This is a genomic window from Paenibacillus sp. FSL K6-1318 (genome assembly GCF_037976905.1).
GTDB lineage: Bacteria > Bacillota > Bacilli > Paenibacillales > Paenibacillaceae > Paenibacillus > Paenibacillus amylolyticus_A.
Genome location: NZ_CP150270.1, coordinates 6296698 through 6319924 on the forward strand (window position 1 = coordinate 6296698; position 23227 = coordinate 6319924).

Annotated in this window: 19 protein-coding genes; 6 read left to right on the forward strand and 13 right to left on the reverse strand. The window is 48.1% G+C overall.

What is annotated here, in order from left to right:
* Positions 1 to 41: 41 nt before the first annotated feature.
* From NYE45_RS28215 to NYE45_RS28240, 6 genes are all read right to left on the reverse strand, one after another.
* The gene (locus tag NYE45_RS28215) at positions 42 to 1100 is read right to left on the reverse strand and encodes an ABC transporter ATP-binding protein (protein ID WP_340014825.1); all 1059 of its coding nucleotides are present in this window, start codon (positions 1098 to 1100) and stop codon (positions 42 to 44) included.
* Positions 1101 to 1118: 18 nt separating this feature from the next.
* Positions 1119 to 1910 (reverse strand): ABC transporter permease, encoded by a 792-nt coding sequence (locus NYE45_RS28220; RefSeq protein ID WP_062836822.1) that lies wholly within the window; start codon positions 1908 to 1910, stop codon positions 1119 to 1121.
* A 4-nt stretch (positions 1911 to 1914) separates the two neighbouring features.
* Positions 1915 to 2736 (reverse strand): ABC transporter permease, encoded by an 822-nt coding sequence (locus tag NYE45_RS28225; RefSeq protein WP_036612869.1) that lies wholly within the window; start codon positions 2734 to 2736, stop codon positions 1915 to 1917.
* A gap of 204 nt (positions 2737 to 2940) precedes the next feature.
* Positions 2941 to 3867, reverse strand: a complete 927-nt coding sequence (locus tag NYE45_RS28230; protein ID WP_340017449.1) for a nucleoside hydrolase — start codon at positions 3865 to 3867, stop codon at positions 2941 to 2943.
* Between the two features lie 109 nt (positions 3868 to 3976).
* The gene (locus NYE45_RS28235) at positions 3977 to 5047 is read right to left on the reverse strand and encodes an ABC transporter substrate-binding protein (protein ID WP_340017450.1); all 1071 of its coding nucleotides are present in this window, start codon (positions 5045 to 5047) and stop codon (positions 3977 to 3979) included.
* A gap of 250 nt (positions 5048 to 5297) precedes the next feature.
* Positions 5298 to 5642, reverse strand: coding sequence for a Na-translocating system protein MpsC family protein (locus NYE45_RS28240; protein WP_017691786.1), 345 nt, complete (start codon positions 5640 to 5642; stop codon positions 5298 to 5300).
* A 376-nt stretch (positions 5643 to 6018) separates the two neighbouring features.
* Between NYE45_RS28240 and NYE45_RS28245 the strand changes: the two genes are divergently transcribed.
* The 3 genes from NYE45_RS28245 to NYE45_RS28255 all read left to right on the forward strand — a co-directional run bounded on the left by NYE45_RS28245 (position 6019) and on the right by NYE45_RS28255 (position 9931).
* The gene (locus NYE45_RS28245; RefSeq protein WP_340014826.1) at positions 6019 to 6936 is read left to right on the forward strand and encodes a hypothetical protein; all 918 of its coding nucleotides are present in this window, start codon (positions 6019 to 6021) and stop codon (positions 6934 to 6936) included.
* Positions 6937 to 7278: 342 nt separating this feature from the next.
* A complete protein-coding gene (locus NYE45_RS28250) occupies positions 7279 to 8010 on the forward strand; it encodes a DUF3105 domain-containing protein (protein WP_340014827.1) in 732 nt (243 codons plus the stop codon).
* Positions 8011 to 8212: 202 nt separating this feature from the next.
* A complete protein-coding gene (locus tag NYE45_RS28255; protein WP_340014828.1) occupies positions 8213 to 9931 on the forward strand; it encodes a methyl-accepting chemotaxis protein in 1719 nt (572 codons plus the stop codon).
* 377 nt (positions 9932 to 10308) lie between these two features.
* Here NYE45_RS28255 and NYE45_RS28260 read toward each other — a convergent pair whose 3' ends face one another.
* Both NYE45_RS28260 and NYE45_RS28265 read right to left on the reverse strand, forming a co-directional pair.
* Positions 10309 to 11262 (reverse strand): nucleoside hydrolase, encoded by a 954-nt coding sequence (locus tag NYE45_RS28260; RefSeq protein WP_017691781.1) that lies wholly within the window; start codon positions 11260 to 11262, stop codon positions 10309 to 10311.
* Between the two features lie 269 nt (positions 11263 to 11531).
* Positions 11532 to 13763: an MMPL family transporter gene (locus NYE45_RS28265; protein WP_340014829.1), complete on the reverse strand. Its 2232-nt coding sequence runs from the start codon at positions 13761 to 13763 to the stop codon at positions 11532 to 11534.
* A 177-nt stretch (positions 13764 to 13940) separates the two neighbouring features.
* Here NYE45_RS28265 and NYE45_RS28270 point away from each other — a divergent pair, with 177 nt between their 5' ends.
* Positions 13941 to 14567: a TetR/AcrR family transcriptional regulator gene (locus NYE45_RS28270; protein ID WP_340014830.1), complete on the forward strand. Its 627-nt coding sequence runs from the start codon at positions 13941 to 13943 to the stop codon at positions 14565 to 14567.
* Here the strand turns inward: NYE45_RS28270 and NYE45_RS28275 are convergent.
* Positions 14564 to 16033 carry a PLP-dependent aminotransferase family protein gene (locus NYE45_RS28275; RefSeq protein WP_340014831.1) on the reverse strand — a complete coding sequence of 490 codons (1470 nt, stop codon included), beginning with the start codon at positions 16031 to 16033 and terminating at the stop codon, positions 14564 to 14566. The two genes, NYE45_RS28270 and NYE45_RS28275, sit on opposite strands and share 4 nt — an antisense overlap.
* A gap of 162 nt (positions 16034 to 16195) precedes the next feature.
* Here NYE45_RS28275 and NYE45_RS28280 point away from each other — a divergent pair, with 162 nt between their 5' ends.
* A complete protein-coding gene (locus tag NYE45_RS28280) occupies positions 16196 to 16786 on the forward strand; it encodes a GNAT family protein (RefSeq protein WP_340014832.1) in 591 nt (196 codons plus the stop codon).
* 40 nt (positions 16787 to 16826) lie between these two features.
* On the opposite strand, the gene NYE45_RS28285 is transcribed toward NYE45_RS28280, so the two are convergent.
* A complete protein-coding gene (locus NYE45_RS28285; RefSeq protein WP_340014833.1) occupies positions 16827 to 17723 on the reverse strand; it encodes a diacylglycerol kinase family protein in 897 nt (298 codons plus the stop codon).
* A gap of 269 nt (positions 17724 to 17992) precedes the next feature.
* On the opposite strand from NYE45_RS28285, the gene NYE45_RS28290 reads away from it, so the two are divergent.
* Positions 17993 to 18586 (forward strand): hypothetical protein, encoded by a 594-nt coding sequence (locus NYE45_RS28290; protein WP_340014834.1) that lies wholly within the window; start codon positions 17993 to 17995, stop codon positions 18584 to 18586.
* A gap of 103 nt (positions 18587 to 18689) precedes the next feature.
* On the opposite strand, the gene NYE45_RS28295 is transcribed toward NYE45_RS28290, so the two are convergent.
* The 3 genes from NYE45_RS28295 to NYE45_RS28305 are packed head-to-tail and all read right to left on the reverse strand — an operon-like array spanning position 18690 to position 22830.
* On the reverse strand, positions 18690 to 20567 hold the full coding sequence (locus NYE45_RS28295; RefSeq protein ID WP_340014835.1) for an ABC transporter ATP-binding protein: 1878 nt from the start codon (positions 20565 to 20567) through the stop codon (positions 18690 to 18692).
* Entirely contained in the window at positions 20564 to 22291 is a 1728-nt protein-coding gene (locus NYE45_RS28300; RefSeq protein ID WP_340014836.1) for an ABC transporter ATP-binding protein, read from the reverse strand. Before NYE45_RS28300 ends, NYE45_RS28295 begins: the two co-directional genes overlap by 4 nt.
* A complete protein-coding gene (locus tag NYE45_RS28305; protein WP_062836811.1) occupies positions 22288 to 22830 on the reverse strand; it encodes a MarR family transcriptional regulator in 543 nt (180 codons plus the stop codon). Before NYE45_RS28305 ends, NYE45_RS28300 begins: the two co-directional genes overlap by 4 nt.
* Positions 22831 to 23227: the final 397 nt, after the last annotated feature.

Below are 23227 nucleotides of genomic sequence, written 5' to 3' on the forward strand. Positions count from 1 at the left end.
TTACTGCTCTTATTTCCTCAAGCTACTCCCTACATTCACAACTACTCTACCAATACAAGCTTGTCCTGTGGGAAAATCAGGCTAACACGCTGCCCACTAAGGTACGGTGTTTCCATCTCCTGATTTGCTGTAAAATCACCGAGTTCCGTCTCGATTACATACTGATAACTGCGTCCCAGATATGTGCTGACTTTGATAATGCCCGGCAAGGCGTTCACCACATCCGCAGAGGTATCTCCACTAACGATCAGATCATCCGGGCGAATCGCGCCTTTACGTGCACCAGGACGTGCTGTTCCAGGATGGGCTGTTGCTGTAAACGTGCGTCCACCTGCGGTCAGTGTAATCATTTCACCTGCATCAGTACGCTCAGCGAATTCAATGAAATTATGGAACCCGATGAATCGTGCTACAAACTCCGTTGCCGGATATTTGAAAATCGTTTCTGGGCGGTCGAGCTGCTCAACCACGCCTTTGTTCATAATCGCTACCTGATCCGAGATCGAGAAGCACTCTTCCTGGTCATGAGAGACATACAGCGTTGTAATGCCCAGCTCTTGCTGAATACGGCGAATCTCCACCCGCATGTTGAGGCGCAAGTTGGCATCCAGGTTACTGAGCGGTTCGTCGAACAAGAGCAGGTCAGGTTCAATGACCAATGCGCGGGCAATCGCCACACGCTGACGCTGTCCACCGGACAGTTCTTGTGGAAAACGTTTCTCAAATCCATTCAGGTTAACAACTTCCAGGATTCGCATCACACGGGAAGAGATATCCTTGTCTTTTACCTTACGCATCCGCAGGCCAAAGGCCACGTTGTCATAGACAGACAGATGCGGAAATAACGCATAACTCTGAAATACAAATCCGAAGTTCCGCTTGTTCGCCGGAACCTTCGTATAATCCTTGCCGCCGAACATAAACTTGCCCTGTGATGCTTCCAGAAATCCGGCGATGAGGCGCAGCGTAGTTGTTTTGCCGCAACCGCTCGGTCCGAGCAGGGAGAGCAGTTTACCTTTTTCCAGCTCCAACTGAAAATCCTTCAGGATTGTCTGCTTATCGTATGCCACGGATACGTGGTCTAATGTCAGCAATGCCATAGCGTTCTGCGCCTCCAATTAACGTTTAGTAAAGTATGAAAATCCGCCCATGATCCGTTCGATCACGAACATTAAGAGTCCGGTCAGTACCATCAATAGCACGGAAATCGCTGCAATCGTTGGGTCAAAATAATTCTCCACATACGTCAGCATCTGGATCGGTAATGTGCTTACCCCTGGTCCGGTCATAAACACCGAGATGTCCACGTTGTTGAAGGACTCCAAGAAGGCAATCAGCACCGCGGCGATAATTCCTGAGCGGATGTTAGGAAGCACGATTGTGAAGAACGTTCTTACCCGTCCCGCACCAAGACTCAGCGCAGCTTCTTCCACTGCAAAGTCAAAGCTCGACAGACTCGACGCGATAACTCGAATGATAAATGGAAGCATGATAATCGTATGACCAATCAACAATCCGAGGTACATCGGCAGATGGTAGATTACGATCAGGTATTTCATCAATGTAAAACCAAGCACAATTCCCGGGATCAGTACCGGGGACAGGAACAGTGCGTTCAGCACGGACTTGCCTTTGAAATCGTACCGACTAAGTGCATACGCAGCCGGAACTCCGAGCACCAGTGCCAACAGGTTCCCCAACAGGGAAATGATGATGGACGTCTGGAATGTGCGGAGGAAACCGCCTGTGTTGAAAATATTCTCATACCAGCGGAGGGAGAACCCTTCCGGCGGAAATTTGAGTACCGTTCCCGGTTCAAACGAAGTGACCGATATGATCAGAAGCGGGCCCAGCAGAAAGATAAAGACCAGCAGACTGAACAGGCCCAGCCCGATATGTTTCTCCCGCATATGTCTACCCCTTCGGATTTAAAGTTTTGGCCATTTTGTTCATGACACCGACGACGACAAATGTAATCACAATCATAATCGCGGCAACAACCGAGGCCAGATACCAGTCGTTGAGGGTCATGGCGTTCTGATACAGGAACGTAGCAATTACACGCTGCTTGCCTCCAAGGAGGGCAGGTGTGGTATACGCCGTTAGGCTTCCGACAAAGACAAGCACAGCTCCGATCACAAGTCCTGGCACAGCCAGTGGGAACACGACCCGGCGGAATGCCGTAATGCGCGATGCCCCCAGACTTTGTGCTGCTTTGAGCAGGTCACCGTCTATGTTCTCAAGCACGCCCACCAGAGAGATAATCATCAGTGGCAGGAACAGGTGCGTCAGACCGATCATCATGGCTGCCGGCGTGTACAGAATGTCCAGTGGCTTGTCCACGATACCCAGACCAACAAGGGTGTTATTGATCAGCCCTTTGCGTCCAAGAATGATCATCCAGCTAAACGAGCGCACGACCGGGCTCGTCAGCAGTGGGAAGATCGCCAGTGCCAGCAAAATGCCTTTGCGGCGCGGCGCTTTCTGCGAAATATAATAAGCTGTCGGGAATCCGAGCACCACACAGACGATGGTGGTGACCACGCTGACTTGCAGCGTCGTAAGCAATATTTTCAAAAAGTATGGGTCTCTGAAAAAATGCATGTATCCTTCAAACGTGAAGGAGTTTTCTTGGAAAAACGTTGACCCGATCGTCAGGACAATCGGAATGATCATAAATGCCGCCAAAAACACGAATCCCGGCAGCAATAGCCAGTAGATTACTGATTTCTTCATCGCGATACTCCTGACTTGTAAATTTAATTCGAGATTGATACTTGAGTACTCCGATTGCAGTACCGTCCTTCGATCCCTGTTATCCCCCGATTTATTGATTCATTTTCATAGGTGAAAATCGGGGGATAAAGGGGAACGCTTCGCTTCTCCAGATCGGTTCTGCACTCTCCGCAATCGTATAAATATCTAATTGGGGCAGAGCAACTACGCGTTTAACACGTTGATAAACAGTTCAAGGAATGCTTCTGCGTCAACGGTTTCGCAGACGAGGGTGTTGGGCTGCTCGCCCAGACGGTTTTGGAAGTCGCATACCATCTGGCCATCGCACAGGCGGCTGGCGGTTTCGACATCGACGTAATACGATTTGCGTCCTACCAGTTCCGGGGCAAGGGCTACGCCCACGGCTAGTGGATCATGTAAAGCGCAAGCGCGGACGCCGTTCATTTGTTCATAACGGTTGATGTAAATCTCCGTGCTCTGAGCCACGTACGCGCGCAGTGCAGGATCAGTGAGACGCTCAATCGTTGCTTCATTCAGCAATGTTTGACGCGTCACATCCAGTCCAACTTGAGTAAGCTTCTCGATGCCTGCATGCAGTACGATGCGTGCGGCCTCTGGATCAGCGTATGTGTTGTACTCGGCGGTTGGTGTAATGTTGCCATGTCCGCGAACTACGCCGCCCATGAAGATGACTTCCTTCAATAAAGAAGGTAGTTCAGGACACTTCATCAGCGCGAGTGCCAGGTTCGTCAAGGGTGCGGTCATGATTAAGGTCAGCTCGCCTGGATACAACTTGGCTTGCTCCACGATAAAGTCTGGCGCAAAACCCTCCTCGGCTTTCTTAGATACGGCCGGATCAGGCAGTGCACCGCCCAATCCGTCTTGTCCATGTACCCGGTGTTCATAATGAGACTTGCGAGTGAGTGGTCCAGCTGCTCCGGCAATCACTGGGATCTCAGGTGCACCCGCGAGTTCAAGAATTTTGCATGTATTCTCTGTTGCCTGCTGGAGTGATACGTTCCCACAGACCGTGGTGATGCCGAGGATGTCCAGCTTCCGGCTTTTGACCGCCAGCAAAATCGCCAGTGCATCGTCAATCCCCGTGTCCACGTCCAGAATGATGCGATTCAGCGCTTCACTCATCCGTTCTCAACTCCTATGCGGTGATATGGTTGCTTGCTGCAATTGATATAAGTTCAACATGTTGATCAAAGATAACTCTTTAGTCGGTTACTTGTTTTTATTGTGCAATCTCACGGTTCCAGCGATCTGTCCAACCTTTAACTTGTTGATTCACGAATTCCATATCCAACTTGTTCAGCTTCTCCACAACGTCAGCGCCATATGTTACGCCTTCTGCTTCTTCAGCAGTCAGTTCAACCTTGGTGTTTACTGGGGAATCGACTTTAGCTTTGGCAGATTTCGCTTGTACATCCTGACTCAGCTGCCAGTTGATGAACTCTTCAGCAAGCTCTTTGTTTTTGCTGCCTTTTACGACATTGATCGTGTTCATCACGGCATATGCACCTTCGCTAGGTGTAACAAATTTCGCATTAGGAATAGCTGCTTTCAGATCTTTGAAATACATTTCCATGATCGGTCCGCCTGCAATCTCTTCCTGGGAGAACATGTTCACGAACTCGGACGTTTGGCTGTAGAATTTCACCACATTGCCGCTCAGTTTTTTCAGTTCAGTAAATGCTGCATCTTCATTAAACGTATCATTTCCGGCTACACGGGAAGCTGCATCCACAACCATTGGGCCAGCTGTTGCCGTAATATTCGGGATAGTCAGGTTACCTTCGAACGCTGGGTCCCACAGGTCACTCCATGAAGTCACTTCTTTGGAAACGAGGTCCGGGTTATACGCGATACCGAGCTGTCCAACTGTGTAGGCCGGGCCATAATCTTCACCAAGTGGTGCTTTGGCAATATCATAAATGTCATTTACATTTGGAATTTTGGAGCGATCGATTTTCTCAAACAGACCTTCATCAATACCTTGTTGTGCATAGTAGTCAGACAGGTAGATGACATCGACATTCGATGTACCCTGACGGATTTTGTTCAAACGTTCAGCGTTATTGCCGACTTCGAGCACGATGTCTACATTATGTTCTTTTTCAAAAGGACCAAATACCGATTCATTGAAGAAATCTTCCGAGAATCCCCAAGTGGAGATAACCAATTTGGTAGCTGCTGTTCCCCCACTGCCTGATCCGCCTGTTGCATCCTCTGTGCTGCTGCCACAACCTGCAAGTAATACTGATGTCATTGCCACTGCTGCCAAACCGCTAATCCACTTTTTCATCATGATCCTGATTCCCCCTGATATATGTGATGTGTATGAAAAAACAAAAAGAAAAGTGCTCTTGTATAAACAAGAACACTTTTCTTCGTAAACAAAGGAAAGCGACACCCGCTGCCGGTACATCATCGGTTTCTGCTTCAGAATCAATCCGAAGACAGACGCCATCATATGAAATTGTACGGAACCTGATCATGAATCCGGGCCATAACCTCCGTATACATCAACAAGAATCAATCCTGCCGATCCATTCTTAGGCCTGTTCCAGAATCACATTCGTGATCGCCCACTGGGTGGACGCATCATAATCCCGCAATATAGCTTCAATTGGCAAACCCATGTGTTGCTCGAGCTTCTCCCGGAATTTCTTCTTATATAAGACAGACATGCGGAAGTCCACTTCCAGCTTTAAGCCGGGGGCCTCCCCTTCCAGGGCGTCAGAGCGCGGTGAACGTCGGTGCTTCGCGTAGAAGGTCACAATATTCTGGTCAATGGTCACTCTCAGGAGAGTGGTGCCAAATCCGAACAGTTCCTTCGAGATTTCGTTATAATACTGGCACATCTTCTTCTTGCTCTCATTGCTGTCCAGTAGTTCCATGAACTCACCCACATCTCTTACTACCGTACATTCGACGTGTTAACACGATTGATTATACATAAATATACGATCATAGGCAACCCAAAAGATATAGTTAACATGAGAATAACACATAAAAGCGAACGATGAGACATTATCCGCCGAAAACAATTCGTCTTATACTACAGTAAATTTACATTAATATGCCTGCATGTCATTCCTATACTATTGTTGCTCCTAAACCCCATTTTAATACACAGCATTCGAGGCTTCGTTTCAACTTTCTCTCTGTAGGGGTATTAATTCCTGCGAAACATAGACAAACTTCGTCATCAACCGTTAAAATGAGACACAATGTTTACCTGTTTTTATTTTCTAGAAATTGGAGGCTTAACCCATGAAATGTCCAGTATGTAATCATGAAAATGGAGATGCCCATTTTTGTGAGAGGTGCGGCTCTAATCTAACGCAAACAACCTCTTCGCCCACTCCTGTACCGAACCCGGAATCTGCCGCTGCTTCCGAACCCGAATACACCCGTTGGTCCAGTACGCAAGCCACATCTTCACAGGCACCCGTTCCATCCAACACACCATCTGGCTCTACTCAGAAGCAACAGACAACAGAATCAACAGGCACCAATGACCATGCTTCTGCAGGAGACAATAGCTCCAATCAGTGGAATAATATCGTGCAGAATGAGAAAGTTCAGCAAGCCAAAGAAGTAAGCAAACAGTATCTATCCTATTTCCTCAGTGTATTGGCCCGTCCTTATCAGACGATGAAAACCGTTGGTGACCAGCATTCATTAAACGGATGGCTAACGATGGCGCTGATTGCAGTCCTATCTTCTACATACTTCTTAATTACCTTTAGCCGTATAGGCATGGATGGCTTGTTCATTGGTGGATTTATCCGGCCGCTGTTGTTCACTGCCATTATCCTGATTGCTTCGATTGCACTGATGTACGCTATTCTGAAGATTGAAAAAATAACATTCCGTCCCAAAACACTGGTTGCCCAGTTCGGTACATTGCTTGTTCCTGCTGTCGTATCCCTTGTTCTGGCGAATCTGTTTATTATCATCTCGTATTCCATCGCGATCTCATTGCTTGCTGTCTCGTATATCATTATCTTTGTCGCTCTGAACTCGGTGCTACTCCAATATCCACTGAATCGTACCAAAGCAGCCATCGACAGTATGTACAGCGTGCTGATCGCCAATGTGGTCGTGTTCTTTATTGTGTATCAATTGTTGGGTGAAATTATTATTGGACTGATCGGCCTGATGCTTTCACCGTTTGGACGTCTGTAAACTATATCAGTTGGAATAAAGCTATTCTGTCCTCTACGTTTCGTGTAAATGGTTATTTCAATAAATATAAATCTTACTGACTCTTTAGATTCATACTAGGCTTTCCCTGCTCGCGCAGGGAAGGTCTTTTTTAGGTTTTCTATGGCAGCGTTGCGCCGAGCATGTATCATACACTATAATGTGTAGTGCAACAGGTATGTTCTTATTTACGTAATAAACCAATCCAGCAACTCCCGTTACGTAATGTGAAGATTCTTCGTTGCCATTAACACTACACCATGTAGTGTGTTGATCACTCATTTTACACAGAAAGAAGATGAACTCTCTATGGACATGACTCATATGAATCATATGCAAATGGAGCACGAGGCAGGCACATCCTATCTTTGGCTCATCGTAGGTGCAATCGTGTTGCTGTTCTCCATCGCCGCCTATATCTGGGCATCACGCACACACGGTAAAATCCTGAGCCACATGAAAAAGAAGGAACGGGCGGACATCCAGAAAAAAAGTCGCTCCCTTCGGCTGACTGCACATGCTTTGATGGCTGTGTCGATTATTACGTTTGGTCTGTTCTTCCTACAGGGTGCAGGGAAAACATATAATGTAGCCGATCTGGACGCCAATGCAACAATCGATGTGACTGACGATAAATACTATGGGGCAGACCATACAGAGGACCCGATCCAGTATGAGATGAAGATTCCGACATCAGGACCGCATAATCCGCATGATATCAAATTTGGATTTTACACCGACTTCCCGGGTTATAATTACCTTGTTCACAATCTGGAGCACGGGGATATCATCATCTATTATCGTGAGAACGCAAGCGAAGATTTGAAAGAGCATTTGAAATACCTCGCTAAATTCCGTGAAGCGGGGGCAGGTATACTCGCCGTACCAAACAAGGATATTCCCGAAGGCAGTGAAGTCGTCGTGACTGCATGGACCAAAACGATGAAGCTTGACCAATTCGACGATGCCAAAGTCGGTACTTTTATCAATAAATATATTAATCAGGGACCTGAAAAGATTCCTGCCTCCATTCGCCAGGGCGGCGGAACGATGTAACAACCTATAGTATCAAACCTAATTAGCTCCCGGATCAAATTGACTCGGGAGCTAATTCTTTATCGCCCCGATGCCGATATTTCAAGTAGAAAAGTGAAGATTGGAAATACAATACATACGAACCAAAAAAGAACGATCAGCACCAAAGTAAAGAGACAAAGAGACGATTCATCCAACAGATCAAGGGGGAACACTTTTACCAATGAACAGTTTGTTTATGCGGATCTTTTTATTTTTTTCCTGTCTGATGCTGGCCGCGGGTGCGGTTCTTGGCATTACGATGTACCGTTCATCGGCTCAACTGGTCGAGCAATCGATGGGGATGCAGGCACAGGCTGTAGCTGAACGGGCAGCACAGTCCATCGACACCTCCCTGTATGCGCCACTAAGCACGGGACAAGACGAAACGGACTATTATGGTACATTACGCGAACAGCTTAGCCAGCTTCGCGAGGCCAATGGGTTGAAGTATCTGTACACACTTGGTACACGCGAAGAAAACGGAACAGCTACGTATTTCTATGTTGTGGATGGGGCCGCTGCCGATGTGGCAGAGGATGATTTCTCGCCATACGGTTCTCCTGAAGAGAACCATTATGAAGGCATGTTGCAGGCTTTTGAGCAAAATGAACCTGTACGAGGTGATCTGACCCAGGATGAATACGGGGCAACCATTACAGCTTATGTACCTATCCATGGAGCCAATGGGGAACTACTTGGTCTGGTTGGTGCTGACTTGGACTCCACTGCGGTCTATGAACTGATGTCTCGCAACCGTATGACCATGATCTGGACAGCGCTGGCGATTGTGCTGCTCAGTGTCTTGTTGGTGTATGTTTTCGCCCACTACTTGACCCGTCCATTGGTGAAACTCAAGAAATTGATTACCGAAGTGGGAAAAGGCGACCTGACTGTCAACGTCGAACTTGGACGAAAGGACGAGGTCGGACAGCTCGCTTCCGAATTCAAACATCTGGTCACAGGTACCCGTGATGTCATGACCGGTATCCGTCAAAGCTCCGATTCTCTGCTACAGGCTGCAGAAGGTGTATCCAAACATTCACAGGCAACTGCCGAAGCTAGTCAGCGTATTGCCGAGCATACCAATCATACGGCCAGTGGAGCTGCTGAACAGGTGGCCCGTGCAGGCGAAGTTACGGTAGCGATGGAAGAGATTACGCGCAGCATGCAGCACATTGCGAATTCTTCTTCTATGGTCGCGGATGTCTCACAGGAAACGACCAATAACGCAGTACAAGGTCAAGCCAACATCAACACAGCGATGGACAGTATGGACAAAATTCACCAGGCGAATGTACAGATGGTAGCCTCCACCTCCCAGCTAGAGCAGTACTCTGATAAAATTGAGTCAGTGGCACATCTAATGAAAGGCATCGCTTCACAGACCAATCTGCTCGCACTTAATGCGAGTATTGAAGCGGCTCGTGCGGGAGAGTATGGTAGCGGGTTTGCAGTGGTTGCCTCAGAGGTTCGCAAGCTTGCGGGGGAATCAGAGCAATCGTCCCAGCATGTAACCGAACTAATTGCCGAGATGACACGCCAGACTGCCTTGTTGTCGGAACATATGTCAGCCAGTACAACAGCTGTACAGTCCGGTCTCACTGTCGTTCAGGAGGCAGGCCGTTCGTTCACATCCATTCATACCGGGATTGAGACAATCAACGAACGTCTGCATGAAGTATCCGCAGCATCCGAGCAGCTGTCTGCCAGTGCAGAAGAAGTGTCCGCTTCCGTGGAGGACATGGAGCATATCTCGCGGGAATCCTCTTCGAGTATCCAGAAGGTGTCACATGCTACCGGAAGCCAGCTGCAATCCATGGATGAGATGAGTGCATCCGCAGAATCCCTACGGGTATTGTCCAGTGAGCTGAACGGATTGATTAGTCGATTTAAAATATAGCGGGCAGCTTAGAATGCTATATAGATTGAACTAAAGAATATTCACACTTGCCACTTCGATGACAGAACAACCTTCCGATCGCTGTTATTCTCAGATTTTTTGATTCAATTTTACAATGGTGAAAATCTGAGGATAAAGGCGAAGTACATGCTTACGAAGTAGCTTTCTTGCAGAAAGCTTTTAGCTTCGCTTCTTCAGGTTATTTCTGCCCTCTACGTTCTCGTGTAAAATAATTAGTTCAATCTATAAAATCAGCCCACAACAAAAAAAGCCGCATGGCAGGGACGGAATCATGGGGTCAATCCCATTTCCGGACACTGCCTGCGGCTTTATTTTTGTTGTACCTTTACAGATGGCAAGCCTTAAGGCTGCCTAAATTAGTAGCGCTGCGGAGCAGCTTTTTTACCCAAATCCGTCATGTACGTAAAGAACGCTTCCGGATCGGTATCATACACCAGTTGTACTGGACGTCCGTCTGCTTGCTCCACCGTGCGGCCCTGGCTAGGACCATCCGGGATGACAATACAGTTTACAGTTTTCTTCTTCACGATGTCCTCACGTCCAACGGAAGCCGTTGTCAGCACATCCCACAGATAGTATGTGGAATTCGTCTCACTGTACACCAGTGGCGGACAACCTGCGTAACAGTTACCCAAGAAGTCAACGCCTTCAAAGCGACGCTCTGCTGCCCAGCGGTTACGAACGGCTGGAGTCAGAGGTACTTTGTTTGTGCTTTCCAGTGCAACCAGATCGATCTGGATACCGCTCTGCCATACACGGTAAGCGGCTTCCGGATCCCAGAATACGTTCCATTCAGCTGTGCCGTCATGCTCAGGCTCTTCTACGTTACCACGCTCGAATGTTCCGCCCATCCATACCAGCTTGTCGATTTTCTCTTCAATGTCTGGTGCTTCGTCCAGTGCACGCGCAAGGTCCGTCAGTGGGCCTGTGAACAGAAGCAACGTTTTGCCTTCGGTATTGCGCACTTTCTCGATCAGATGCTGGTGTGCCGGAACAGCAGAAAGTGGCGCTTCCATTTTGCCGGATTCGTTCAGTACAGGAAGTGCATCTACATAGAAGGAGTGCAGTCTCCACGCCGCAGGAAATGGATTTTTCCCTCTGGAGTTGGATTTGGATACCTCTACGGAATATGTACCGAAACGATCGATGATTTTACGGCTGGCATCTGTTGCTGGCTCCAGATATCCGTCTGCCGGAATAACCGATACCCCGGTTACATGTACATTGTCCATTTGCAGAAGCATGAACAGCGATACGAGGTCATCCACGCCGCCGTCATGGTTAAAATACACATTAAGTTGGTTCGTCATGCTTGCTTTCATCCTTCCCCTGGTTGTCCCATTGTTGTTGATTCATCCGTCTGCCCTAAGCCGACGCTTCCTCTATTATGTCCCAAAACCCTTGGCTACGTAAACCTTCCCCATACAAAGAAAACAAGGATCACGCCTCATCCTGCGGATATTTTACAGTTCCACCATTCCATCTCAGGAGGACATACCGTTCTACTCTCATTGCTATAAAAATAAAGAAATGGACAGCGGGCTTGAAGCCCCGCCGTCCATCTCACCCAATCCATGCATTACATGGACTGGTTCTGTTTCTCTTCATTCTTCTCTGCAATTGGAACATACTTGCCCGGCCAGAAAGCCCATTTGCCCAGCAATGTTGTGATCGCTGGCACCATGAACGGACGAACCAGGAAGGTATCCAACATCACACCAACAGCTGTGATAATACCAAACTGCACCAACACCTGAATTGGCAGTGTAGCAAGTACCGCAAATGTTCCTGCCAAGATCAGACCTGCAGATGTAATAACCGAGCTTGTCTCGCCAACACCTTCTCTGATCGCTTGACGAAGCGGCATCGTTTTACGTTTCTGCCAGATGCTAGAGATCATGAAGATGTTGTAGTCTTCACCCAGTGCCACGAGGAATACGAAGGAATACAGCGGAATCGCTCCCTGAATGGCATCTGCGCCAAGTCCGTAGTGAATGATGATCCAACCCAGACCCAGTGCAGAGAAATACGACAGAACGACCGTTGCAATCAGATACGCCGTGGCCACAACGGAACGCAAGTATAATAGTAACAACAAAGTAATCATGCCGATGACCACTGGAATAATGATCTTGGCATCCCGTTCTCCAGCCACTTCAATGTCATACTGTTCAGCCGTCTGACCATCGAGCCAGACATTACTGTCCGCATTGGTTACTCCGGCATCTTGAAGCGCCTGTTCCGCAGTAGCTCGCAGATCCGGGATATGCTGCATTGCCTCCATGGAATATGGATTCAGATTGAACTCCACATCAAAGGCGGTAATGTTGGCATTCTCGGCACCCTGCTGAGCATCGCCTACTTTGCTAATGTAATCCAGTGATTCGAGACGTTGCTTCAGATCAGTTTCTTTGCCTTCGGCATCAACGATCACTTTGACTGGAGCCAGCTCACCTTGGGAGAATTGTTCGCCAATGACGGTGAAACCTTCGCGGGAAGGTACATCCTCCGGGAATGAAGACAACAGATCATAGGTGAATTTCACCTGAGTAGAGAACGCCGCCAGTCCTCCCAGCAATACCAACGTAATTGCAAGAACGGTCCATGGCTTCGTTACTACAATACGGCCAATCCAGCTTTCCTTCACTTTGCGCGGGGCAGGAGCCGGTTTGCCTTTTTTCTTCGCACGTTCGACTTCCATCTCATGTGTACGCGGTACGAACGGGTAGAATGAACCCCGACCGAAGATTGCGAGAAGCGCCGGAACCAGCGTCAGACTTGCAATAAACATGATGAAGATGGACAGACTGAATGGTACGGCAAAGCGATGATATGCACCATATTCAGCCAGCAACAGCACCAGTAGTGCTGCAACGACCGTGAATCCACTCATGGCAATGGCGCCGGAAGATCCGGTGATTGCCTGGAAGATGGCTTTCTTTTTGTCCGGCTCATGATAGAGAATTTGGCGGTATCTGGAGATCATGAACAGGCAGTAATCCGTTCCTGCTCCGAATAACAATACGGTCATGATCGAGATCGACTGTGCATCCACCGTAATCCAGCCCTGATCCGCCATGAATCCGAGAATGGGGCTTGTCACCATATATGCGAATCCAACGGCAATGATCGGGATAATCGCCAGTACCGGCGAGCGATAGATCAACAACAGCAGGACTAATACCAGTACAACCGTAGCGATTAGCAAGGATACATCGGCGGAAGAGAACAGTCCGCTTGCGTCAATGGATATCCCTACTGGCCCTGTCACACGGGCAACCAATGTATTGGTATCATCTATAGCTACATCGAACGGGTTCGCCCCGAAGATGTCTTGTGTTTTTTGCTCAAGTGCTTCAATACCTTCCTTCAATTGTTCCGAATCGGCACCCTCATTGAAGAAAAGTGGCATAACCAAGGTGCTTCCGTCTTCCGAAAGCTGGCCTTTCAATGCCTGTGGTGGCAATTGATAAAGTGGCACAACGGACTGCTGTTGTTCTACCGGATCTTGATCCAGTCGCTCCGTTAATGCCTGAATGTTCTGAATCTGCTCATCCGTCAGACCGCCGGCTTGACGCCATACGATCAGCGCGGGCAATCCTTCACCGCCGGGAAATTCCTTCTCAGCAAGTGCAGCTGCCTGAACCGATGGTTTGGATTCACCCAGATCCTGTGCGTTATTGGTTTCACGATCACCTACAGCAGGCCATACCATACCAAGCACAACAGCGATAATGATCCATACTAACAGCGTAATCCATTTGCTTCGTTTGCCAGCAACCCAGCGGCCATAACCCGAACCTTCCTGCATTGTCTCTTCATCTCCCTATATTGTTTCTATGAGGCCCTATTTTTGTGATGTTATAGAAATGAACCACGGGTCATAGTATAATCGAGTTAATTATATATACCGGAAGGTTAATTATGCAATCGTTATTTTTGTGAACACGTCTGACAAGCAATTAAATACGTAAAGAGGTATGTACCCATGAGCAAAAAAACAAACATTCCCCGGTCACCGGGCAGACCCAAAACGGGTGCGGATCAAGCATCTGTGCAATCCAACATATTGATGACTGCTTCACGTCTGTTTATGGAGTACGGGTATGAACCTGTCTCTCTCCAACAGATTGCTTCCTTATGCAATGTAACCAAAGCATCGATCTATTATCACTTCTCCAGCAAAGCCGATCTGTTCACCGTTGCCATAACCCGCATGATGGCGATGGGCATGCAGCAGACTTCGCTACGCCTGGATGAACCTGGTACGTTGCAAGAGCGGCTGATCAAGGTTGCGGAAGCGAAGATGCAGCACTCCCATATTGAAACGGAGACCATGATGCGAGAAGCGGAGAAACATCTGAACACAGAGCAACTCGCCCAGATTCGGGAAGCCGAGGTGCGCATTTTTGAAGTGCTTGCAACCCACTTCCAGCAGGAGATGGACAATGGTTATTTGCGTGTCGGGAACCCCATGCTGCTTGCCCATGCTTTTACGTCACTGCTCATGCTCGCGAACCGCGAAGATGTGCGTAACATGAATGGCGGCAGCATTGAGGAACTTGCACAGGAACTGGTAGCCCTGTTTCTGGATGGAGCGGTTAAGCGTAACTAATAATCGCCCCAGACTCTAGCCAATGCGGCAATACCCGGGTCAATGCGTTCCGGTTCTATTCCGGCAAAACCGATAATGAACTCTCTTTTGCTGTCTGCCGGTTCGCTCCCGTTCGCCCACAAATATTCCGTTGAACTGATCTGTATCCCTGCCTCTATCGCTATGGTTACCAATTCTTTGGCTGACTGTTTGGTCGCCATTCGCAATACCAGATGGAATCCAGAATGTTGGCCCCTTATTTCAACCCGATCTCCAAAATGCATCTGAATGGCCTGAACGATCAGGTCATGCTTTCGTTTGTAGACATTACGCATTTTACGAATATGCTTGCCCAGTTCACCTTCACGCATGAACATCTCCAATGTCCGTTGATGGAGCCGGGAAGCTGATTGCTCGAATAGAATAGTCTTATACATTTCGCGAAAATCATCCATTAATTCTCTCGGAAGTACCATGTAATGGATACAAAGAGCAGGTGCGAGCACCTGCGAGAAACCACCCATATAGATCACGCGACTTCCCTCACGTAGACCTTGCATGGAAGGGATTGGCCGTCCATAATACCGGAACTCCCCATCGTAATCATCCTCGATAACGTATGCCTCTGTTCGTTCCGCCCAATCCAGCAATGCCAATCTGCGGGTAATCGGCATGGTCATACCTAAAGGAAATTGGTGAGAGGGTGACACACCTGCCAATTTTACTCCGGCCTGTTCCAGCTCCGTCAAGTTTAAGCCATCAGAATCCAGAGAGATTGGGACAACCTGATAACCATAATTTCGGAATGTGCCGGGTAGTAGTCGGTATCCAGGATTCTCTACACCAATGGATTGCTGCGATCCTCCCTTTTGAAGCAGGGTCTGTGCTAAAAGGGACATCAGCAGATGCTGTTCAGCGCCCACAACAATCTGCTCGGGAGAACAGCTGACTCCCCTGAACTGCGCAAGATAGACAGCAATCTCACATCGTAGCCCCCATTCTCCCTGAGGGTCTCCATAGAACAATAGCTCCTTCGCTTCTTCCCGCCAGATTCGATTAACATATTGGTGCCATTTGGCAATTGGAAACAGGCTGAAATCATTGCGTGACATATGAAAATCATATTGAACCGCTCTGGTAGGGTGTATGGTCTGATGATCTGACCCAGTCGTCCAATTCTTGGGGGGCTGTTCGACTGTCTGTGTATCTGTTTTCTCGATTTGCATGCCATGGTAGCTGTCTACCATGGCACGAACACGATAGCCACGACGTGGCTGGCTGTATATGTATCCTTCAGCGATCAATTGTTGATAGGCCCATTCCACCGGAGTGGTGCTTATCCCAAGCATCTCCGCAAGCTTTCGCACCGAAGGCAATCGGCTATGCTCAACCCATTCCCCGTGAATGATCTCCCTTTTGATATGATCCGAGAGCTGTACATATATTGGCGCACTATCGTTCTCATCCAGCTTCGGCAATTGAATCATGCTACTGCACCTCATCTGTCCTGTGAAATTTATTTAAACTGTATATTTGGAAGTATACAGTATTGGGATATACTCGTGTCATCATCAATATGTAACGCCAACTTTAAGAGGCAGGACACTCTCAGTCTGTCACACGCTTGAACCCATAGGAGGAAACAACTTATGTCACATTCAAAACCATCCCCACGTATCCCCCGTCTACTGGAAACAAAGCGCATATATCTGCGTCCTTTCGAGATTACAGATGTGGATGCTTATTTCCCCAGCCTGTTTGATGCCGAGATGCGCAGGATGACGGGTACACAGAACAGTTTTACACGCACTCAGGTTGAACGTTACGTTGAGAATGCAGCACAGGATGACTCCAGACTGATGCTACTGATTGCTTTGCAGGAAAATGACCAGATCATCGGAGATGTCGTCCTGATGGACATGCATGCCAAAAATCGCAGTGCACACATCCGGGTTGCCATCGATCAGGCGGAGCAGCAAGGAAAAGGCTATGGTAGCGAGGCGTTGCTGCTTATGCTGGACTACGGCTTCGGCATCTGTAACTTGCATCGAATCGAGCTTGAGGTGTACGCCTTCAACGAGCGAGCCATTCGCACGTACGAGAAGCTTGGATTCCAGCGCGAGGGTGTGAAGCGAGATGTCTTGTTCTACAATCATCAATACCATGATGCGATTCAGATGAGCATGTTGGAGGATGAGTTTAGACAACGTCATATGAAAGATCAGACAGGGAATGATTGAGTTTCCGATCAGTCAAAATCAAACCAAAAAACCGGGGGATTTAATAACCCTCCCCGGTTAGAAACTTCAGATGACCCGTCAGCACCGACAGCTCGGCGGGTGTCTTCATATATAATTCGCCATCCGTATCGGCTGACATCGGCGCATCTGTCTTCACTTTTAGCGTAGATGCCTTGAAGTATGAAATGCTCTCACTCTGGGGTTGCCAATCTCCCTCCGGTTTGTGTGATAGTATCTCTCGCAGCAGCGGGATGCCTGTCTCATGAATAATGAGCACGTCCAGTTCGCCATCCTGCAACGCATCCGGTGCAAAGGGCAGGGCATTTGTTCCCAAAAAACGGCCGTTGGCTGCATAGATCATCACAGCTTCGCCTTCCATCTCTTTCCCATCCGCCTCCAGTTGGTATCGAAACGGCTCTGTATGACTAATTGTCTGCAACGTGCTGATAAAATAACTGAGCTTACCCAGTGCGCCTTTCAGATTCTCGTTAATATTCTGCGATGCATCACTGATTAAGCCAATACCGAAAAAGTTTGTGAACACCCGATCATTAGCTCGTCCAACATCAATGGATACCACCCGACCTGCCAGCATTTCTTGTGCCGCTGTCTCTGCATCCGGTGAAATGCCGAGCGAACGGGCAAAGTCATTACAGGTGCCTCCAGGCAATACACCAATCAACGGAGGATGTTGCAGATCAGCCAGTCCATTCACGCATTCATGTACCGTGCCATCCCCACCCAGGATAAATACCACATCGAATTGTTCCCCGCGTTCACGACACAGCTTCTCTCCCTCACCCGGTTCATCCGTGCGCACAATGACGAGTTCGTGAACAGCAGGAGCCAGCACACCAGCCACCATACCCACTGTATTCTCACGATTAGCCTTGCCCGAATGATGATGATGAATTAACAACGCTTTGTTAAACTCCATCCTTCTCTTCCTCCATTCCAATGCTTGTTGCCCTTTACCCACAAAGGTTGAAGCCGTAAACAAGCCCTGCGCTACTCGCTCATCATGATCCAGAATAGTTTTCCCAATCAGGTATGCATCCTAATCGGCATTCATTCGTAATAGTATGCATGAGAGAAAAGGTTTCTCCACACCTTATGTCATAAGGTTGCAAATTTTGCTGGTGAGAACCCATTCAAAATGAGTCAAAACGGTTATATCTATACCATATACGAATGGAGGGATTCCCTATGATTCCGGCAACGTTGGAACAATTGGAGCAAGTTCGCAAGGAATGCCGTACCATGGTTCGCAAAAGAGCTACCGCTTCCGCAGGTACAACACTCGTTCCACTGCCCGGTACAGACGTACTGGCTGATGTGGGGATGCTGATGCAGCTGTTGCCTGCCATTAACAATAAATTCGGATTATCGCAAAAACAGCTGGACGGTATGGACCCCGAGACCAAATCCATGATCTATGGATTCGTGATGTCCATCGGAAGCAAAGTCATCGGTCGTATGATTACCAAGGAATTGGTGGTACAGGTTCTAAAAAGAGTCGGCGTACGCGTAGCCACCAAATCGGTCGCCAAATTTGTCCCCTTTGCAGGACAAGGATTGGCTGCCGCACTCAGCTTTACGGCCATGCGCTATGTGGGTAACAAACATGTCGATGACTGTTATGAAGTCGTCAAACGCATGATTGAGCAGCGCGAATTGATCCCGGGTGAACCCGCTCCGTCTGCACTGGAGGAAGTGAATAGCGACGACGCGAAAGTAGAAGTGAAGTCGATCTCTAGCAACGGGGCAGATGAACCTGCGAAAGAGTCTAAGGATCAGTAAATAATTAATTCATATCTCAGCATCAATCCTCTGAAGATACGACAAAATAGCCGGGAACCCCTACTAGGGTGCTCCCGGCTATTCTTTTTAATTACATCTGTAATCAGATTGCCTGTGGTTGTTGCTCCGCAAACTGGCTGTTATACAGATCCGCATAGAAGCCCTGACTTGCCATCAATTCTTCATGATTGCCCTGTTCAATCACGTTACCATGATCCATAACCAGGATCAGATCGGCGCCGCGGATGGTAGACAAACGGTGTGCAATGACAAAGCTTGTGCGATCTTTCATCAGATCATTCATCGCTTTCTGGATAAATACTTCGGTCCGTGTATCCACGCTACTCGTCGCTTCATCCAGAATGAGAATGGCTGGGTTCGCCAGAATTGCTCTTGCAATCGTCAGCAACTGTTTCTGCCCTTGAGAGATGTTCGATGCCTCTTCATTCAGCACTGTGTCATAACCATCAGGCAATGTACGAATAAAGTGATCCGCATGTGCCGCAACGGCTGCCTTGACGACTTCCTCTTCCGTAGAACCTTCTCGACCATAGGCGATGTTGTCCCGAATCGTTCCGTTGAACAACCAGGTATCCTGAAGCACCATGCCAAACAGGCTGCGCAGCTTGCCACGTTCCATGTCCTCGATATTGGCACCATCAATCGTAATCTGACCATCCTGGATTTCGTAGAAACGCATTAACAGGTTGATCAGGGTGGTTTTACCGGCTCCCGTTGGTCCAACAATGGCTACCGTCTGTCCCGGTTTCACATCAATGTTCATGTTATGAATGAGCAGTTCATTTTCTTTATATCCAAAATTAACACCTTGGAACGTAACCGCACCTTTAGGCTGTTGTAATTGCATGGGTTGTTTGGACTCTGGAACTTCTTCCTCTTCATCCAGCAACTCGAATACACGTTCCGCCGAAGCAATCGTCGATTGAATAATATTGGAGATATTCGCAATCTGGTTAATCGGTTGTGTGAATTGACGGGAGTACTGTGTAAAGGCCAGAATATCCCCGATGGAGATAGAACCGCGTGTAACGAAGATCCCACCGACCACACAGATCAGTACATAACCCAGGTTACCGACAAAACTCATGAGCGGCATAATAATACCGGAGATAAACTGAGCTTTCCAGCCGGATTCATACAGCTCTTCATTGACCTTCTCGAATTGCTGTACCGACTGTTCTTCGCGTCCAAATGCTTTGACGACCTTGTGCCCCGTGTACATCTCTTCGACATGACCATTCAGTTCCCCAAGGGATTTCTGTTGACCTGCAAAGTGTTTTTGCGAACGAGATGCAACCAGCATGACAACAACCACACTGAGTGGCAGCGTCAAAATCGTGATCAAGGTCATCCATGGACTAATCGTCAGCATCATGATAATTACGCCGACAATCGTTACGATAGACGTGATGAACTGTGCCAAACTTTGCTGAAGTGTATTACTGATATTGTCCACATCATTCGTGGCACGGCTAAGCGTCTCCCCAGTCGTGCGGGAGTCAAAATATTTCAAAGGAAGACGTCCGACTTTCGCACTGATCTGCTCACGCATGTCATACACAACACGCTGGGCCACACCGGCCATCAGGTATTGCTGAACATACATAAATGCAGCACTGAACAGATAGAGTCCACCAAGCAGGTATAATACTTTCATCAATGCAGGAAAATCAATCCCCGCCCCCTGTACACCTTGAAGGATGGCAATGGCACCTTGGCTGAGAATATCTGTTCCTTCGGCCATGATCTTTGGACTGATGATGCTGAATACGGTACTCAGAATGGCTGCGACCAGCACACCCAATAGACGAGAGCTATGGGGCTTGAGATACCGAATCAAGCGCCGCAATGTACCTTTGAAATCTTTCGCTTTCTCAGCGAGAGGTCGCATGCCCATTCCGGGACCAGGACCCGGCCCACCAGGGGGACGAGGCGACTTGCGTTCTGTACGTTCACTCATGCGATCTCCTCCTCTGTCAGCTGGGAGGATACAATCTCGCGATACACTTCATTGTGCTCCAGCAGCTCTTTATGTGTTCCTGAACCGACAATTCGGCCCTCATCCATCACTAGAATGCGATCGGCATCCATTACTGTACTTACGCGCTGGGCTACAATCAGCACAGCCGCTTCTGTCGTTTCGGACTTCAGCGCAGCACGAAGTTTAGCATCCGTTTTGAAATCGAGAGCAGAGAAACTGTCATCAAAGATATAGACTTCCGGACGGCGAACAAGTGCGCGAGCGATGGACAGACGTTGCTTTTGTCCACCAGACACGTTGTTACCGCCTTGTGCGATAAGGCTGTCATATCCGTCTTTCATCTCCGTAATGAAGTTCTCTGCCTGAGCCGTACGGGCTGCATGAACAACTTCATCCATTGTGGCATCGTCTTTCCCGTGACGGATATTCTCCGTAATCGTACCCGTGAAGAGGACTGCCTTCTGCGGTACAAAGCCAATTTTGGCACGTAGATTCTCCTGCCGAAGCTCACGCACATCCGTACCATTTACCCGAACACTACCTTCAGTGACATCGTAGAATCGTGGTATAAGACTGAGCAATGTTGATTTCCCTGAACCCGTACCGCCAATAATGGCTGTCGTCTCACCTGAGCGAGCTGTGAAGGAAATACCAGACAAAGCTGCATTCTCTGCACCCGGATAACGGAAGGTTACATTATCGAACTCAATCATACCCTGCATGGATTTCATGCCACTCGGCTGCTCGGGATCACTAAGATCCGGCTGCATATCAAGCACTTCGTTGATCCGCTCTGCCGATGCCGAAGCTCTTGGAATCATGACAAAGATCATGGAAACCATAATCAGTGAAAACATAATCTGCATCGCATATTGAATGAAGGCAATCAGTGAACCGATGTTCATATTGCCGCTGTCGATCCGCAAACCACCAAAATAAAGGATCGCAATCATCGAAAAGTTCATAACCAGCATCATTACAGGCATGATGGTCGCCATGAGCACATTGACCTTGATCGAAGCGTCCCGCAGTTCCGTGTTGGCCCCATTGAAGCGTACACGCTCATGCTTACCGCGGTTAAAGGAACGAACAACCCGAATCCCTGTTAATTGCTCCCGCAGCACCAGGTTGAGTCGGTCCAGCTTTTTCTGAATGGTTTTGAACAAAGGTAAACCCTTGGCACCAATCAAAGCAATGGCTCCACCCAGTACAGGAAGCACAACCAGGAAGATCGTAGATAATTTGGCGTCCTGAGATACCGCCATGAAGATACCCCCGATACACATGAGCGGAGCCATAATCATCATGCGCAGCATCATCGTAAGTACGTTCTGTACCTGCGTAATATCATTCGTCGTACGCGTAATCAGTGAAGCAGTACCCATCTTATCGAACTCCTGGAGAGAGAAGTTCTCCACATGGCGGAACACTCGGCTGCGCAGTTGTTTGGCAAATCCACCCGCTGTGCGGGATGAGAGGTAACTGGCAATTACCGAACATGCTGTTCCGCCAATCGCAATAACCAGCATCCACCCACCAATCTGCCAGATATACGGGATATCTCCCTTAATAATGCCGTCATTCACGATATCCGCCATTAGTGTAGGCAGGTACAATTCAGCAAGCGACTGTAACAGTACCAAAACCAGAATGAAGATAATCGGAATTCGGTATGGCTTCAGCATGCGAAACAGTTTCATCATGGCGTATCATCTCCTTGTGTCGAATCATCTTTTTCCAGGGAAGGCAATGTATCAAAAAAGGTGTACACCTTGGTTAACAACTCGGCCAATTGAAGGCTATCGTCCTCACCCAGATGCGCAACCAACTTGTTGAATATTTGCATGCGCTCTTCGTGAGCAGCCCGAATAATAGCACGGCCTGCTTCGGTAATCGTAATGCGCACTGCACGTCGATCCTCCGGGTCCATGGTCCGTTCGACCAACCCTTCGTCCTCAAGACCTCGAATCACCGGTGTAATGGTCGGTGATTTCACTCGTAGCAAGGCGCTGATTTCCGAGACTTTCATCCCGGGATGATTGGATTGGATCGTGTCATTGAAATCAGGCGGGTTATCCTGCCAATTCAACCGCTCTCCCGGATGCATCCCGTGGAGCAAACAACCGAGCACCATAATTTCATTGTGATTGCGCCCATGAGGTTTATGTTGCCTCCATTTGCCTTTATTAAACTGCATGATGGAGTACAAAAGCTTCTGAGCGACCGGATCTATACCAGTCATAATGGGTTCCTCCTTCTTTCTTTATCATTCCATAGACATCCAACATCATAGGACATCTATTAAATAGCATCACAATTAAATAGATGTACAATTAATTAGGTATACTAAGTATATTCTCGAAAGAAGCCAATGTCAAACATCTAAAAATAACCAATATAACCCCATAACAAGAGCTTATATGCGCTTGTTATGGGGGTTGTCATTTTGCCGTCATTGGAGCTCGTTATCCTTATTATGTGCAATGCCCTGAATCCAAATTACAAAAAAAAGCTCCCATTCTATACTCCGGTGGATGAAGACCCGGATATAGAATGGGAGCTTTTTATTACGATGGAAAAGAAGAAACAAGATAGCTCTGTTATTGTATAACTTGCGTGATTAGGTGCACTTGTTGAGC